Here is a 16111-nt window from a genome sequence, read left to right as displayed (position 1 = left end):
GCGCTGTTCGCCTGCGCCTTCAACCTGCTGCTGGGCTACACGGGGATGCTGTCGTTCGGCCACGCGGCCTTCTTCGGCGGCGCGGCCTACATCACCGGCCACACCATCAAGGCCTGGGGGCTGACGCCGGAGCTGGGCATCCTCGCCGGCGTGGCGTTCGGCGCGGGCCTGGGCCTGGTCTTCGGCTGGCTCGCCATCCGCCGCCAGGGCATCTATTTCTCGATGATCACGCTGGCGCTGGCGCAGATGCTGTTCTTCGCCTGCCTGCAGATGCCGTTCACCGGCGGCGAGGACGGCCTGCAGGCCGTGCCGCGCGGCAAGCTGTTCGGCGTGCTGAGCCTGGAGAGCGACCTGTCCATGTACTACGCCACGCTGGTGGTGGTGGCGCTGGCCTTCCTGCTGATCGTGCGCACCGTGCACTCGCCGTTCGGCCAGGTGCTCAAGGCCATCAAGGAGAACGAGCCGCGGGCCATCTCGCTGGGCTACGACGTGGACCGCTTCAAGCTGCTGGCCTTCGTGATCTCGGCCGCGCTGGCGGGCCTGGCCGGTTCGCTCAAGACCGTGGTGCTGGGCTTCGCCACGCTGACCGACGTGCACTGGACGGCCTCGGGCCAGGTGATCCTGATGACGCTGGTGGGCGGGCTGGGCACGCTGTCCGGCCCCATCGTGGGTTCGGCGGTGATCGTGGCGCTGGAGAACAAGATCGGCGACATCGGCACGGCGCTGGCGCGCGCCACCGGCGTGGAGTGGTTCAGCACGCTGGGCGAGTCGGTGACCATCGTCACCGGCCTGATCTTCGTGGTCTGCGTGCTGGCCTTCCGCCGCGGCGTGATGGGCGAGGTGATCGCTGCGATACAGCGCGGACGAGCGCGCAGCAATGCAGGTGGACAGCAATGACGGGAGAACACATGGCCTATTGCCTCGCGCCTTTGGCGGATATTGAGCCCGCATCCTTTGCCATTCCTGCGAGAGCCTGCGACACGCATGCCCATGTGGTGGCTGACGACCTGCAGCGCTACCCCATGGTTGCCGAGCGCAGCTATACCCCACCGCCCGCTACAGAAACCGACTATCTGCGCATGTTGGGCGCCACTGGCATGCAGCGTGGTGTGCTGGTGCAGATCAGTGTGTATGGCACCGACAACCGCTACATGCTGGAGGTGCTCTCGCGCCATCCGGATTCCTTACGTGGCATTGCCGTTGTCGATGCCGATGTCTCGGAACAGGAACTCGAGCGCATGCATCAACTCGGCGTACGAGGACTGCGCATCAATGTGTTGTTTGGCGGAGGCATTGGCTTTGCGGCCATGGAGCGCCTCGCCGCCAAGATTCGGCCCTTGGGTTGGCACATGCAGTTCCTGATGGACGCTGTGCAGATTCCCGAGTTGATGCCGCGTCTGGAGCGGCTGCCCGTCATCGGCGTGGTGGACCACATGGGGCATACGCCCGTGGCGGCGGGAGTAGAGGGCCCCGCCATGCAAGGCCTGCTCCATCCGATGCAGCACAAAGGCTGGTGGGTCAAGCTGTCTGGCGCCTATCGTATTGGCGAGGACTTCCCGGGCTTTCGGGATGTCGTGCCATGGGCTCGCGCGCTCTACCAGGCGGCACCTACCCAATGCGTCTGGGGGAGTGACTGGCCGCACGTGGCTCTGACCCGGATGCCGGATACCGGCGCCTTGCGCAACCAATTGCCGCTATGGCTTCCCACGCAGGCTGACCTGGAGCAGGTGCTGGTGCACAACCCGCAAAAGCTCTACGGCTTTGCGCCTGCCTGAGCTCCACTTTTCCATCAACGCTTGTTTTGCCGGTTTCGCGGGGGCGCTCAGCCCTGCCGTGTGGCAGCGCTGTGTCCGTGACGCCTTCGGACATCCGGTCGATGGAGAAATTGAATGCAACACAGAAATCGCAACCCACTTTATAAGGAGACATCGTGATGCGTTGGTACAAGGAACTGAATGAGACGGAGAAGAAAACATTCATAGGCGCCTTTGGGGGATGGGCCGTCGATGCGCTGGACTTCATGGTTTTCACATTCGTCATCTCCACATTGATCTCGTTATGGGGCATCGACAAGGGCCAGGCCGGCATGTTGGGGACGGTGACCTTGCTGTTCTCTGCGATTGGCGGCTGGGCGGCAGGCATTCTTGCGGACCGCTATGGTCGGGTACGGATCCTGCAATACACGATCCTGTGGTTTTCGGTCTGCACCATGCTGATCGGATTCGCGCAGAACTTCGAACAGTTGTTCGTGCTGCGGGCCTTGCAGGGATTGGGTTTTGGCGGTGAATGGGCCGTGGGCTCCGTGCTGATGGGGGAGATCGTGCGCTCCGAGCATCGAGGCAAGGCAGTGGGAACCGTGCAAAGTGGCTGGGCGTTTGGCTGGGGTGGGGCGGCCTTGCTGTACACCGTTGCCTTCAGCGTGCTGCCACCGGAATGGGCATGGCGCAGCCTGTTCTGGATCGGGGTGCTGCCTGCCTTCCTGGTGCTGTTCATCCGCAAGCATGTTCCGGAGCCGGAGGTATTCCAGCGCACCCAGAAAAGCAAGGCTGCCAGCCAGGCCAAGTTTTGGGACATTTTTTCGCCACGGCTGATCAGGACCACGCTGCTGACGTCGGTGCTGTGCATGGGAGTGCAGGGCGGCTACTATGCCATCACCACCTGGTTGCCCACCTACCTGAAGACCGAGCGCGGCCTGTCGGTGCTCAATACGGGCGGTTACTTGGGCGTGATCATCGCGGGTTCCCTGGTCGGCTACATTTGCGGCGCGTACTTGACGGACAAATGGGGGCGCAAGGCTAATCTGCTGGTGTTCTCGGTACTCTCCCTGCTCAGCGTTTATTTCTATACCCAGTTTTCGTTGACCAATGAGGCCATGCTGGTCATGGGCTTTCCGCTGGGCTTTGCTGCATCAGGCATCTACAGCGGTGTGGGTGCCTACCTGACCGAATTGTTTCCCAATGAGCTGCGGGCTACTGGCCAGGGCTTTGCCTACAATTTTGGCCGCGGCGTAGGTGCCCTTTTTCCAACGCTGGTCGGCTACTTGGCTCAGCACTATGGCTTGGCCTGGGCGATTGGGGTGTTTGCCGGGGGCGCCTATCTGGCCGTGATCCTCGTTACGCTGTTCCTGCCGGAGACCAAGGGACGGGAACTGCGCTGATTGATTGATGGTGATAAGAAAGGCTTCCAGTGCTTGCATATCAAGCGCTGGAAGCCTTTTTCGTATGGCTATTGAGGTGGTCAGGCTGGCTGATAGGCACTACCCGTCAGCACGATCTTGCCGACATGCGTGCCGGAGTCGATCAGTTCATGGGCTTCGCGAGCGTTTTGCAGGGGAAACTTGCGATAGACCTGAGGCTTAATCTGGCCGGCCTCCATGAGCGGCCAGATGTGCCGCTGCAGTTCGCCAATCAGCGCTGCCTTTTCCTCGTTGGTGCGCGAGCGCAGCGTCGAGCCGATATGGGTGAGGCGCTTGACCAGCATCGGCCACAGGTCGAGTTCCTTGGCCGGGCCTTTGAGCACGCTCACCTGGAGGATGCGGCCATTCATGGCCGCAGCCTGGTAGTTGCGGGCCACGTAGTCGCCGGCAATGATGTCGAGGATGACGTCCACACCCTTGCCGCTGGTGAACTCGTTCACCTTGGCCACATAGTCCTCCTGCTGGTAGTTGACCACATGGTCCGCGCCGATGCGCAGACTGGCCTGACGGTGCTCTTCAGAGCCGACGGTGGTGATGACCGTGGAGGCGCCCATGGCCTTTGCGATCATCGTGGCGGTGGTGCCGATGCCGGAGGCGCCGCCGTGGATGAGCACCGATTCGCCGGCCTGCAGTTTCCCGCGCTGGATCAGGTTGAGCCACACGGTCATGAAGGTTTCGGGCATTGCCGCCGCCTGCGCCACGTCCAGGCCCGCCGGCAGCGTCATCGTTACGCTGCTATGGGCCACTGCATATTCCGCGTAGCCGCCGCCTGTCACCAGGGCGCACACCAGGTCGCCGAGCTTGAAGTTGCTGACCTCGGAACCCAGGGCAACGATCTCGCCGGCAATCTCGAGCCCCGGAATATCCGAAGCCCCGGGCGGCGGGTTATAGAGCCCTTTGCGCTGCAGGACGTCCGGCCCGTTGACTCCGGCGGCATGAATGCGAATGAGCACCTCATCGGGCTGAGGTCGGGGGACCGGGCGTGTGGTGGCCGTGAGGACCTCGGGGCCGCCAGGCCGGCTGATCTCGATGGCCATCATTTCCGCGGGGAGGTGGGAACTGGTTTCTGACATGGATATTTCCTGAGAGATGGGATGGATGCCATGCCTCGGCAGGGAATGCTTGCCGGCATGCCAAGCAAAGTATAGGGACGGCCATTGATGAAGTAATGCAGCAATTTCTGTATATTGCAATGCAAATTTGCATCACTAAAGGCGGCCATGAACTGGGATGACACACGCATTTTTCTGGCGATCTGCCGTGAGCGCAGCCTGCGCGGCGCCGCTCGCGCGGTGGGCCTGGACCAGGCCACGGTGGGGCGGCGCTTGGCGGTGCTGGAGCACGCGCTGGGGGCAACGCTTTTTCTCCGTACCTCCCGGGGCTATGCATTGACCTCGGTAGGCGAAGCTGCGCTGCAAGCCGCGGAGAGAATGGAGCAGTCCGCCATCGACCTGGTGCGCCGCACGCAGGGGGTGGATATGCGCCTGGCGGGCGAGGTGCGCGTGGCAACGACCGACACGATGGGGCTGGAGTTTGTGATGGAGGCGATGCGGACGCTGCATGACGAGCATCCCGAGGTCCGCGTGCTGCTCGATACCTCGACGCAGGTACTGAACCTCGCCAAGCGCGAGGCCGATATAGCGGTACGGACCATCAAACCAGATAACCCGGACCTGCTGGCCAGGAGGCTGGCTGCATGGCCTGTCGGGCTGTACGCCTCGCACGACTATCTGGCGCGGCATGGCGAACCCGAGCCCGGCAATGGCTTTGCGGGGCATGACCTGGTGTTCTATTTGCCGCACCTGCAGGCGCGGCGGCAGCTCACGCTCGTGGGCGAGCCCGTCCATGCGGGCCGGATCGTGTCAGGCCTCAATTCCAGCCTGATGCTGCGCTCGGCGGTGAAATCCGGCATAGGCATCGGTGAACTGGCGGCGCCCATCGCGCAGCGCGAAGGCCTGGTCCGCATCTGGCCGGAGCGCGCCAGTCCACAGCCCTACGAGGTCTGGCTGGTCGCCCACAAGGACCTGCGGCATACGGCACGCATCAATGCGGTGATTGAGCATGTCGTCCGGGCCTTTTCCCATGTGGGCTGATGGACTGCCGCTGCAACAGCACCAATGAGGGCGATACGCAAGAGCAGGTGTGCAGATGGGCAGTCTGTCTTGCAATGCGTTTCGGCTCATCGCAGGCACCCCTAGGTCGGCGCCAGGCGTGAAGTCATTTCAGAGGACTTTCAATTGCGCGACCACATGCTCGGCCGTCGCTTTGGCCGACATGGGGTTTTGCCCGGTCACCAGCCGACCGTCGACGACGACATTCGAGACGAACGGCAGCAATGCCTTCTCGTAGCGGGCTCCACGCCGCTTCATTTCTTCCTCGGCGTTGTAGGGCATCTTCGCGGCTACGCCAGCCAGAATCTCCTCGCGCCACGAGAACCCCGTGACGCGCCGTCCGGCTACCAGCAGCGTACCGTCCGACAGGCGGGTGTTCAGCAACCCGCAGTAGCCGTGGCAGACCGACGAGACGATGCCGCCGCGCTCATGGATGGTGCGCGTGATGCTCTGCATCTCTTCGCTGTCGGGAAAGTCCCACATGACTGCGTGTCCCCCAGTGAAGTAAATCGCGTCGAAGTCCGCCGGGTCGACTTCATGAGGCCGCGCGGTGGACGACAGCAAGGCCATCCGTGCCGGATCGATCAGCCACCCCTTCACGGAGGCATCGGCAAGCGGCCACTTGAGCGAACGCGGCTCCAGCGGCGAGACGCCGCCCTGCGGGCTCACGATGCGCTGCTTGTATCCCTGAGCAGCAAAGACGTGCCATGCATGGGTCAGCTCCGACAGCCACAAGCCAGTCGGTTGCGTGGGGTCTTGGTAGTGGGCGACGTTGCTGACAACGTGGAGTATTCGTTTGGTCATGCGCGACCTCCATGAACTGTGTGCGAACCGGACCCAAGCTGTGAGTAGTACCTATCCATCCCGTTGACCTTTCCAGAAGGAATCAATGGTTGGACTCTAACGTTGAATATAACTTCATGGTCAAGCGGTTGATACGCCTTGCCGCGATACCTTCTAACGTCGGCTCCGAGTCTTGACAGTTGGCGCAGGGATGTTGTCGGCCTCTGCCAGCCGCATTTCTGACAGCACCCGCCGGGCATTGGCGGTGCAATCGATGTCCTGGGGCTTGGTCTCGATCTGCTCCACCAGTTCGAGCAAATGCGCCTTGCTTTGCGCCAACTGGGCCTGCAATGCCTCGATGTCCTGCACCTTGCGGCGCAGCGTGTCGAGCAGCGTGCCGTGCTCCCACTGTGCGAGGTCGCTGGGCAGCAGCGTACGCAACTCGTCGAGGCTGAAGCCCGCGCGCTGCCCGGCCGTGATCAGTTTGAGCACCAGGACTGCATCGGCGGGATAGCTGCGGTAGCCATTGGCCTTGCGCTCGACCGCCTTGAGCAGGCCAATGCGCTCATAGAAGCGGATGCGCGAAGGCGCCAAGCCGGTGCGCTCTGCGAGTTCTCCAATTTTCATGATTGAGGTGTGCCTAGTGGGCACATGGTTTGACATTGAATCTTACTTCAAGGTTAATCTTTCGACCATCACCACAAGGTACAACCTCACAAAGGCGGATGAAATGCAGACGATATTGGGGGCCAATGGCCAGATCGCCACGGAACTGGCGAGGGAACTGAAGCACAGATACACGAGCGACTTGCGGCTTGTGAGCCGCAATCCGCGCAAGGTGAATGACACTGATAGCCTGGTGTCAGCCAACCTTCTTGATGCGCAACAGACGCGGGATGCGGTCAAGGGCAGCAGCGTGGTCTATTTCACTGCCGGCCTGCCGCCGGATACGGAACTGTGGGAGACGCAGTTCCCGACGATGCTGAAGAACGCACTCGACGCGGCACGTGCGGCTGGTGCGCGCTTCGCCTACTTCGACAATACCTACATGTACCCGCAGGATGCCCGGCTGCAGACGGAGGACACACCCTTCGCGCCGGTGGGCCGCAAGGGCCAGGTGCGTGCGGCCATGGCCTCCATGGTGCTCGAAGAGATGGCGCGGGGAGAAATACCGGTGCTCATCGGCAGGGCGCCCGAGTTCTACGGCGCGGGCAAGACGCAGAGCTTCACGAACGCGCTGGTCATCGAGAAACTCATGGCCGGCCAGAAGCCGCGTGTGCCAGTGCGAGACGACACGCGGCGTACGCTGATCTGGACACCCGACGCAAGCCACGCCCTCGCGGTTCTAGGCAATACGCCAGATGCATTCGGCCAGACTTGGCATCTGCCGTGCAGCGATGACCGGTTGACGTATAAGCAATTCGTCACTCTGGCTAGCGAGGTTTTCGGCCGGGAGCCTTCCTACGGGGTCATCGGCAAGTGGACGCTGACCGCGGCGGGGCTGTTCTCGAAGCAGGTGCGTGAGATTCGGGAACTGCTGCCCCGCTACGAGCAGGACAATCTCTTTGATTCCACGAAGTTCAAGCGCCGGTTTCCCGAGTTTGAGGTGACGACTTACCGGGAGGGCCTGGAACGGATCCGGCTGGAGGGTCGGGCAAATAGATGATTTAGCCGGGTGGATCATTGCCTGATCTTGCCTCGAAACATCTAGACAAGCAGCAGCGGCCCCGACCCAGGCAGGCGTGCCACCAAGTCTGAGCCCATTAACTGGGCCGGAGTGTAGGTGCCGCCTGCGCGCTGGACCGCCATCAGATGCTCGACCACAGCCAGCGAGCCAGTAATGGTCAGGCTGTAGCCATTGGCGGTACGGATGCGCGCGGTCCTTTTCTCTCCACGCGCATTGCTTGCTTCGCCCCAGACGAAGGTGGGCATCTGCGCTCGCTTTTCCTCGTTGGGGCCCTTCACCGTCTTGGCGATGTGTGCCTTGATCAGCTTCTGCACCCACGGCAGTCCCAGCAGCGGCCGGACGTAGTTGGCGCGCCGGGCGTTGGCGATCATGCGAGGCGAGCCTGGAATGAACGTCTGGATGTTCGGAATGCCGGTGGTGTAGTAGGCGGTGGACACGTCGCCCCAGGGGATCGTCATCGCGTCCTTCTCACCGTCGCCGAAGTCGATGCGGCGCACCTCGTAGGCCAGCGGTACGGTGATGATCTTCCCATCCCGGCGCACCTTGCCGCCCTGGGCCAGCCCTTCGACCGAGGTTTTAGCGGTGCCGGGCGAGAAACCTGAGCGCGAGTCGAAACCTAGCGCGAGGTGCGTCGCATCCGGTAACGCTTCTTTTAGCGCGGCGGCCACGCAGTCGGTGGGAATGACGTCGAAGCCCACACCAGGGCACAACACCACGCCGGCGTCCCGTGCGCGGAAGCCGAGCGATTGAGCCAACTCGAACACGGCGATCTCGCCGGTGATGTCCAGGTAGTGTGCGTGGGCGCGCAGGCAGACCTCCATCATCGGCGCAGCTGTGGCCGAGAACGGGCCGGCGCAATTCAGCACTAGCGTGTGGCCCTGGATCTGCTTGGCCAGCACCTCTGTGTCGTCCAGACCGAAGGCGAGCGCTTCCAGCCCCAGCTCGCGCGCCAGTGTCTCGACGCTTTCACGCCTACGGCCTGCTAACACCGGCTTGAGTCCGCGCTGCACCGCTTCACGGGCGATCAGCTCACCGGTATAGCCGTTGGCGCCGTAGATCAGCCAGCGCGTGAGGCTGTTTTTGTGTCCACTCATGACATTGTTCCTGGTTGGGCGGGTATAGCTTTTATGGCTGGCTCAATGCCGAGCGGCTATGGCGAGAAAACTGCGTTGGTTGCAAATCCAATTGCATTGCCGACAACATGCGTTCGGCATTTGCGGCGCAATCCATTCCGGTGGGCTTGGCCTCGATCTGAACCATCAATGCGAGCAAGTGCGCCTTGGTTTCGGCAAGCTGCGCCTGTAGCGCCTCGATGTCTTGTACCTTGCGCTGCAGGGTGCCGATCAGGTCACCATGCTCCCAGGAGGCCAGTCCGCCCGGCAACAGTGCGCGCAGCTCGTCCAGGCTGAAGCCGGCCTGCTGCGCGGTGGCGATGAGGCGCAGCGCTAGGATGGCATCCTCCGAATAGCTACGGTAGCCATTGGCCTGCCGCTCCACCGCTTGCAGCAGCCCGATGCGTTCATAGAAGCGGATGCGTGATGGCGCGAGACCGGTCTGCTGGGCGAGTTCTCCGATCTTCATGGCGGCGATGCCTTGGCCTTTCCCAGGGTGAGCGCGACCGCCATGTCGGCGAGCCTGCCGAACGGCGCATGCAGCAGACCCGGAAGGTTCCAGCGGCCCTGTACGAAGACACCCTTGGCATGGCTCATCGCACGGAAGCCCTCAATGCCATGGTAGGCCCCCATGCCGCTCGGACCGATGCCGCCGAATGGCAAATCATCCTGCGCCACGTGGATCAAGGTGTTGTTGATGCCCACGTTGCCGGAGGTGGTGCGCTCCAGTAGCCGAGCGCAGTCACCGTCCTCGGTGCCGAAATAATAGAGGGCGAGCGGGCGAGGGCGCGCGTTTACGTAGGCGATGGCTTCGTCGATCTGGTGGTAGGTGCGAACCGGCATGACGGGGCCGAAGATTTCCTCCTGCATGATGGGCGCATCGTCCGCTACGTTGACGATCAGCGTCGGAGGCAGGCTGCGCTCGCGCTCATGCCCAGATACATGTACGGAGCGATCACCCATCTCGATGATGCGGGCGCCGCGGCGGCGCGCGTCTTCGACCAGCCCAAGCAGTCGGTCGTAGTGGCGGTTGCTGGCGATGGTCGTGTAGTCTGCGCTGGATAGGCCGTCCGGGTAGAAGCGCTGTACCGTGGCGGCGTACTGGGCGATGAACGCCTCCAGGTCGTCCTCGTGTACCAGGGCGTAGTCCGGTGCCACGCAGGTCTGGCCGGCGTTAGACAGCTTGCCGTATACCAGGCTTTGAAGGGTACGGCCGTTGACGTGGCCGCGTGCCACGATGGCGGGGCTTTTGCCTCCCAGCTCCAGGGTCAGGGGTACCAGGTGATCGCTGGCAGCCCGCATCACCTTGCGGCCCACCTGTGTGCTCCCTGTAAAAAGCAGGTGGTCGAACGGCAATGCGCTGAAGGCAGCGCCGATCTCGGGGCCACCCAGGACCACGGCCACTTCCTCCTCGCGGAAGGCTTTGGCCAGCATACGTCGCAGGGCCTCGCTGGTGCGCGGGGTCAGCTCTGAAGGCTTGAGCATCGCGCGGTTGCCTGCGGCCAGCGCGGTGGCCAGCGGCACCAGTGTGAGGGAGATGGGGTAGTTCCACGGCGCCATCACGCCCACGACGCCCAGCGGCTGGTATTCAACGTAGGCCCGCGCAGAGCGGTAGAAGAGATGTACGTGGCGGCGCTCGCGTTTCATAAAGCGGCGCAGGTGGCTTGAGAGGTAGTCGATGGCCTGAATGACGCAGGACAGCTCCATGATGTCGGTCTCATGGCGTGAGCGGTGCCCGAAATCAGCGCTAACCGCATCTTTCAGCGCCTCGCGGTGCGTGAGCACCGCGGCACGCAGTCGGGCGAGCCGGGCCTTTCGTAGCGCCAGGCTTGGCGGCTCTTCTTGGAGAAAGGCGCTGCGCTGCCGGTGCAGTAGGGCGGCCATGTGGGTGCTGTCTTCATTGCGTGTCATGGGAGTCTCTCCGGCGGTCATTGCTTCAGTGGCTTTGGTGCATACAGTGCCGCCTGGAAGTCGGGCACATACTCGTACTTAACCATCTTTCCCAGCCCCAGCGATTCGATGAAGCGCGAGAGGCTGCCGTCCGTCAGCGTCAGCTTCACCGCATCTGGGCTGGACGTGCTCGCATGGCGCAGTTGGCGGGCGGTCGTATAGCCTGTCTGCAACTGCTCTTGGTGGTCCAGGTTGATGAAGCTGTTGCTCACCAGGCTTTCCTTGCTGGAGGCCAGATCGAGCTTGCGGGTCTCCAGTATCACGTCCAGCTTCTGGGTTTCCCTGTCGAAGATCTCCACAATGACGTTCTGCTCTCCCTCGCGGTAATCGATGCGGGTCAGCCACTTGGGTAGGTTGTAGCCGACCACGCCGCGTACCCTGGCGAGTTCCGTATCAACGGGTAGCTTGAGCACGTAGCCCCAGAAGTCATCGGAGAGGGACTGGCCCAATAGCGAGAACGGTCCCCAGTTCGGCGCCCCCGGCTTGTTGGTGACGATGGACAAGCCGATCTCGTTGTAGCTGTCGTTATCGCAGTAGTGGTAGGCGTAGGCGGTCAGTGCAACCACGCCCCTGCCTGGCCATACTTGCAGCGGTCGGACTACCTCTAGCACCTTCGCAGGAATCAGCTCCCGCAGCCGGGCAAGATCGGCCGTGAAGATCGCCGTCACGCGGCTGTTCCTGTAGTAGAAATTCGGCGAATAGCTTTCGAAACCGATATCGACCTTCTCCTTGGCGATCCCCTGGAACCAGCTCAGATCTATGTCCGGCGCCTCCGCTGCGACGACGGACAGCGGTGGGTTGGAGCGGAAGCGGTCGTATAGGCCGCCTTTCACCACGGGCACATCGTTGCGGTCGATCTGGATCACGGTGGAGGCCTCCGTCTGCGCCTGTACGGCCGCTGTCTGCGGGTCAGCGCCGGGGATGGGCGGCGGGGAAGCATTTCTCATGGTGTTGCCTTGGGTTGAAATGACATCGCCGCAAAGCATAAGTTTGAAGTTGACTTTAATGTCAACACCCAGCGTTGGCGTCGTGCCCGGCGGCGTATTCCGCCTGGACGATGCACTGAGCGTGATTCAGGTCGATTCGGCCCCAAAGAGGGCGAGCAATCCACCGTTGCAGGCAAGAATTGCTCTATCGAGGGCGAAATCGATCGCGATAGTTGTTGGGAAGAATTCCCGTCACCTTCTTGAATAGTCGCCTGAATGCGGCTGGATCGGAGTACCCGACTGACCACGCAATTTCGCTGACCGATTGGTTGGTGAGTTCGAGTGCCTCGCGCGCCTTCATGATTCGTACCTGCTGCAGGTACTCCGTAGGGCGCAGGCCAGTGGCTTTGCCGAAGCGGCGCATGAAGGTCCGCTCAGTCAAATGGACTCGCGCTGCGAGATCTAGAATGCTGTGCGCATGTGCCGGGTGTGCGTGGATGTTGTGCTGTGCTCGCAGAATCTCGGCATCGCCATGGTCGAGCTTGGGTGCAAAGGTGCGAAATGCCAGTTGGTTTTCACGTGGCGCATCACTGAGCAGAAAGCGCGCTGTGGATACCATGACGGCGGAGCCCATGAACTTGGAAACCAACGCGAGGCCCAAATCCGTCCACGCAAGAATCCCGCCTGCGGTGATCACGTCACCGTCGTCGATCACCATGTCCTGAGTCACAAGTTCAATCTCAGGGAAACGGCTTGCCAGCAGATCTGCAAAGGCCCAATGGGTCGTGACCTTCCGCCCGGACAGTAGTCCGGTCTGCGCGAGGATAAAGGCTCCCGCGCATACTGAGCATACCGTCACACCTTCCGCGTGGCGGGCCTTCATCCAATCCGCAATCATCGGCGCCAAAGGCATTTTTTCGGGGATGACGACGCTAGGCGGCAGGATTACATGGCTCAAGCGATGTTCGCGTTCAGGATGACTGTCCCATACGCAAGAAACGGTGTTCGTGTCGACGTCAACCTTCCAATGTGATACCCGGATATAGCGCTCGCGAATAGACATTCCCAAATGCGCTGACCATTCGGTGGCAATCCGGAAGAGATCGGTTAGACCATAGATCGCTGCCATCTGGCAGGCGGGATAGATGAGCAAACCGACCTCTGCCACCTGCTCATTGGCTATGGCGCTTTTGTCATCTTTGACTCGTAAATTGGCAGTGTTGCCTCGTCCCATCTGAACTCTCCTTACCTAAAATTTTTCACGCCGAGTCAAGTTTCTTGACGTCGGAAAACCAGGGTGATGAAGAACAGTGGAAAGGCAAGCGCGGAGCGGTCGGAGTGACCTGCAGGAGCCCGCAATTCTACTGGTTTGAACGCTGTCTGGTCGGGCCTGTCGATTCCTTTCATTTCTTCGACAAGCGCAACGTTGTTACGTCGTCACAAGGTCACCAAATATGGCAGATACCATAAACGAGCCCGAAACTGGAGGCCTGATTTCCCGTCGAACCGCGGTGGCTGCGAGCGCTGCCATTGCTGCCGGTCCGTTGCTGGCCCCGCTTGGGGCCGCCGCCAAATCCACCACCAAACCTGCAACCGCAGGACAAGGAGCAGAGACCATGAGCTATGTGACTACCAAAGATGGGGTTCAGATTTTCTATAAGGACTGGGGGCCCAAAAGCGCGCAGCCGCTGGTGTTCCATCACGGCTGGCCATTGAGTGCGGACGACTGGGACGCGCAGTTGCTGTTCTTTGTTTCGCAGGGCTTTCGCGTGGTCGCGCATGACCGGCGGGGCCATGGCCGGTCTTCGCAGGTGAGCGAAGGCCACGACATGGACCACTATGCAGCTGACGCGTCGGCCGTGGTCGAGCATCTGGATCTGAAGAATTCCATCCATATTGGCCATTCGACCGGTGGCGGCCAGGTCGCGCGCTATGTGGCGAAGTACGGCCAACCCCAGAAGCGTGTTGCCAAGGCCGTCCTGATCAGCGCCGTACCTCCGTTGATGGTCAAGACCGCGAGCAATCCCGACGGCACCCCGATCGAGGTGTTCGACGGTTTTCGCAAGGCACTGGCGGCCAATCGCTCGCAGTTCTTCCTTGATGTGCCGGCAGGGCCGTTCTATGGGTTCAACCGGCCGGGTGCAAACGTATCCCAGGGCGTCATCCAGAATTGGTGGCGCCAGGGCATGATGGGCAGCACCAAGGCGCACTATGAGGGCATCAAGGCCTTCTCGGAAACCGACCAGACCGAAGACCTGAAGGCGATGACCGTTCCGACGCTGGTCATGGCCGGCGACGACGACCAGGTCGTTCCCTACAAGACCGGCGCGCTGCTTCAGGCCAAGCTGATCAAGAACAGCACGCTCAAGATCTATCCCGGGTTCTCGCATGGCATGTGCACGGTCAATGCCGACGTAATCAACGCCGACCTGCTCGAATTCATACGTGCGTAATTGACTGCCGGACGAGTTCAGCGAGACTCGTTCGGCGCCAACTCCATACTCGCTGTAACTAATCGCACTGTGTGTCCATCTATGCCTTGAGGAGGGGGCACTGTGGGGGCGAAGGCATTGAGGTTGGTGATTCCTACGGTTCGTTGAGTTGCTGATTTGCAAGGTGTGCTGGACATTCGATCTCGTAGCGGTCCAATGTCCGGTATCGCCATTTGTGATCATTGGATTGCTAAACCTGACTGGCTGCAATCAGTGGCTGATTCAGCCATCGGCCGAGGAGTCCGCGTAGCGAGTATTCCAGTGCTGGCTGCTTGCCTATGATTGTGATCTATGCCTAACTTTGCATACGGCAGGAGCCCTTGGCTTGCCGCATGCGATATAAAACGGGGTCTGCTGCTTTATCCATAGATCCATCATGAACCGCACCGAACTCGTCGAAATCCTCGCCACCAAGAACAACCTGTCCAAGACAGCAGCCAATGCTGTGCTCGAAACCTTCATCGAGACCATTCAGACGGCCGTCAAGAAAGGCGATCCGGTGCAACTGATCGGCTTCGGCACCTTCAAGTCCGCCAAGCGCGCTGCACGCACCGGCAAGAACCCTTCCACGGGTGCTGCCCTCAAGATCCCCGCGTCGACAGTCCCGAAGTTCGTGCCAGGCGCCAAGTTCAAGGCGGTGGTCGATCCGAAGGCTGCCAAGCGCAAGGCTGGCAAGGCCAGCAAATAAGCCACTGAGCTACCAGACACCTATCCAAACCGCCCGTTGTCTTTGATAACGGGCGATTTTCTTTGAAGCCTGTTACCCTGTCCTTCATCCATAGTTCAGGTGAGAACCATGACAGCTTTCTCTGATGCATTCCGCTCCGAGGTCTTGCGCATGGCGCGCAAGGAAATCAAAGGAGAGTTGGGAAGCCTGCGCAAGACTGTGGCTGCCCAGCGCTCCGAGATCGCAGCGCTCAAGAAGGACGTGAAGGCGCTGCAGTCTCAGCTAAAGAGCTTGCACAAGTCCGCGGCTCGCCAGTCCCAGCCGGCTCAACCGACTGCTCAAGATGCCGAAGCGCCGGTGCGGCGCAAGCGCAGCTTCCAGTTCAAGGCCGAAGCCCTGGTGGCCAAGCGGGAACAACTGGGCATCACACAACAGGCCATGGCAACCCTGCTGGAGGCATCGTCGCTATCGGTGAGCCGATGGGAGGCCGGCAAGGTGGCACCCCGAGCTGCGCAGCTGGAACGTATCCAGGCCGTTCTCAAACTGGGCAAGCGAGAAGCGATAGCCAAGCTGCAGGGCTAGTTAAAGATCCCTGCTCACCAGAGCCTCCATCGGCGAGGAGCTTCCTGCGGCAGCACACTGAGCTGCCGGATCTCTGGCAACGGCGATAGAGCATCTGTCGCTGCCCCACCAACACGGCGACGCATCTCGCACTCCAGTTCATGGGCAGTGCCGCGGGCATGTTTGTCTCCCCGCAGCGCCCGACGTCTCCAGGTGCGGGCCTGAGCGGTCAACTCATCGTCTGGTAGATCTCGTGGGTTCATCACATGCGCGATTGTGCCGCCCCATAGATGACTGGGTGGTGGCGTTTTCGAGCTTGCGAGGTGGATTTTTGCGGAAATCTACGAAACATTCCCCCTCCCGCAGGTCTTCCGCTCCTCACATTCGATCCTAAATTTCTTCAGTCCTATATCCCTGATGTGATGTGGAAACAGTCTGCCTTGGACTGAACCTGCATCGTCCATAGCCCGTTCTAGCCCCTTCCACCCAGCGCCCTTGGCTTCCTGCCAGGGGCGCTTTTTTACGTCAGGAGTCCCCCATGTCCATTCCCTGTCCCCAGTGTGTTGATTTCCACGCAGAACTGACCCAGTAACCCCCGGGATTTCCATCCAAACCTGACCCACGTG

Annotated in this window: 16 protein-coding genes; 8 read left to right on the top strand and 8 right to left on the bottom strand. The window is 61.3% G+C overall.

The features are described from left to right. The 3 genes from ACYVKR_RS15925 to ACYVKR_RS15915 form a co-directional block, all read left to right on the top strand. A partial coding sequence (locus tag ACYVKR_RS15925; RefSeq protein ID WP_460481917.1) for a branched-chain amino acid ABC transporter permease occupies positions 1 to 897 on the top strand: 897 nt, incomplete at its 5' end. Then, a complete protein-coding gene (locus ACYVKR_RS15920; protein ID WP_460481916.1) occupies positions 894 to 1775 on the top strand; it encodes an amidohydrolase family protein in 882 nt (293 codons plus the stop codon). The genes ACYVKR_RS15925 and ACYVKR_RS15920, both read left to right, overlap by 4 nt. 158 nt (positions 1776 to 1933) lie before the next feature. Further along, complete coding sequence (locus ACYVKR_RS15915) at positions 1934 to 3157, top strand: MFS transporter (protein ID WP_460481915.1); 1224 nt, start codon at positions 1934 to 1936, stop codon at positions 3155 to 3157. 80 nt (positions 3158 to 3237) lie between these two features. On the opposite strand, the gene ACYVKR_RS15910 is transcribed toward ACYVKR_RS15915, so the two are convergent. Then, positions 3238 to 4269 carry an NAD(P)H-quinone oxidoreductase gene (locus ACYVKR_RS15910; protein WP_460481914.1) on the bottom strand — a complete coding sequence of 344 codons (1032 nt, stop codon included), beginning with the start codon at positions 4267 to 4269 and terminating at the stop codon, positions 3238 to 3240. Positions 4270 to 4416: 147 nt separating this feature from the next. Here ACYVKR_RS15910 and ACYVKR_RS15905 point away from each other — a divergent pair, with 147 nt between their 5' ends. After that, positions 4417 to 5289 carry a LysR family transcriptional regulator gene (locus tag ACYVKR_RS15905; protein WP_460481913.1) on the top strand — a complete coding sequence of 291 codons (873 nt, stop codon included), beginning with the start codon at positions 4417 to 4419 and terminating at the stop codon, positions 5287 to 5289. A 129-nt stretch (positions 5290 to 5418) separates the two neighbouring features. On the opposite strand, the gene ACYVKR_RS15900 is transcribed toward ACYVKR_RS15905, so the two are convergent. After that, positions 5419 to 6111 carry a type 1 glutamine amidotransferase domain-containing protein gene (locus tag ACYVKR_RS15900; protein WP_460481912.1) on the bottom strand — a complete coding sequence of 231 codons (693 nt, stop codon included), beginning with the start codon at positions 6109 to 6111 and terminating at the stop codon, positions 5419 to 5421. A gap of 153 nt (positions 6112 to 6264) precedes the next feature. Continuing rightward, a complete protein-coding gene (locus ACYVKR_RS15895; protein ID WP_460481911.1) occupies positions 6265 to 6717 on the bottom strand; it encodes a MerR family transcriptional regulator in 453 nt (150 codons plus the stop codon). Positions 6718 to 6820: 103 nt separating this feature from the next. Between ACYVKR_RS15895 and ACYVKR_RS15890 the strand changes: the two genes are divergently transcribed. After that, positions 6821 to 7756, top strand: a complete 936-nt coding sequence (locus ACYVKR_RS15890; protein ID WP_460481919.1) for an NAD-dependent epimerase/dehydratase family protein — start codon at positions 6821 to 6823, stop codon at positions 7754 to 7756. 41 nt (positions 7757 to 7797) lie between these two features. On the opposite strand, the gene ACYVKR_RS15885 is transcribed toward ACYVKR_RS15890, so the two are convergent. From ACYVKR_RS15885 to ACYVKR_RS15865, 5 genes are all read right to left on the bottom strand, one after another. Next, the gene (locus ACYVKR_RS15885) at positions 7798 to 8871 is read right to left on the bottom strand and encodes a saccharopine dehydrogenase family protein (protein WP_460481910.1); all 1074 of its coding nucleotides are present in this window, start codon (positions 8869 to 8871) and stop codon (positions 7798 to 7800) included. A 31-nt stretch (positions 8872 to 8902) separates the two neighbouring features. Next, positions 8903 to 9358, bottom strand: a complete 456-nt coding sequence (locus ACYVKR_RS15880; RefSeq protein WP_460481909.1) for a MerR family transcriptional regulator — start codon at positions 9356 to 9358, stop codon at positions 8903 to 8905. Then, the gene (locus tag ACYVKR_RS15875; protein WP_460481908.1) at positions 9355 to 10800 is read right to left on the bottom strand and encodes a coniferyl aldehyde dehydrogenase; all 1446 of its coding nucleotides are present in this window, start codon (positions 10798 to 10800) and stop codon (positions 9355 to 9357) included. The genes ACYVKR_RS15880 and ACYVKR_RS15875 overlap by 4 nt, the downstream gene beginning before the upstream one ends. Before the next feature lie 17 nt (positions 10801 to 10817). Further along, on the bottom strand, positions 10818 to 11705 hold the full coding sequence (locus ACYVKR_RS15870; RefSeq protein ID WP_460481907.1) for an acetoacetate decarboxylase (ADC): 888 nt from the start codon (positions 11703 to 11705) through the stop codon (positions 10818 to 10820). Positions 11706 to 11970: 265 nt separating this feature from the next. Further along, positions 11971 to 12999: a GlxA family transcriptional regulator gene (locus ACYVKR_RS15865; protein WP_460481906.1), complete on the bottom strand. Its 1029-nt coding sequence runs from the start codon at positions 12997 to 12999 to the stop codon at positions 11971 to 11973. A 382-nt stretch (positions 13000 to 13381) separates the two neighbouring features. Between ACYVKR_RS15865 and ACYVKR_RS15860 the strand changes: the two genes are divergently transcribed. From ACYVKR_RS15860 to ACYVKR_RS15850, 3 genes are all read left to right on the top strand, one after another. Then, positions 13382 to 14218, top strand: a complete 837-nt coding sequence (locus ACYVKR_RS15860; protein WP_460481918.1) for an alpha/beta fold hydrolase — start codon at positions 13382 to 13384, stop codon at positions 14216 to 14218. Positions 14219 to 14633: 415 nt separating this feature from the next. Beyond that, positions 14634 to 14945, top strand: a complete 312-nt coding sequence (locus ACYVKR_RS15855; protein ID WP_460481905.1) for an HU family DNA-binding protein — start codon at positions 14634 to 14636, stop codon at positions 14943 to 14945. Positions 14946 to 15053: 108 nt separating this feature from the next. Beyond that, positions 15054 to 15506, top strand: coding sequence for a helix-turn-helix domain-containing protein (locus tag ACYVKR_RS15850; RefSeq protein ID WP_460481904.1), 453 nt, complete (start codon positions 15054 to 15056; stop codon positions 15504 to 15506). Positions 15507 to 16111 lie beyond the last annotated feature (605 nt).

The organism is Comamonas humi, from assembly GCF_054782535.1.
The sequence above is the reverse complement of the archived record's forward strand: the minus strand, read 5'-3'. Positions and strand labels throughout refer to the sequence as shown.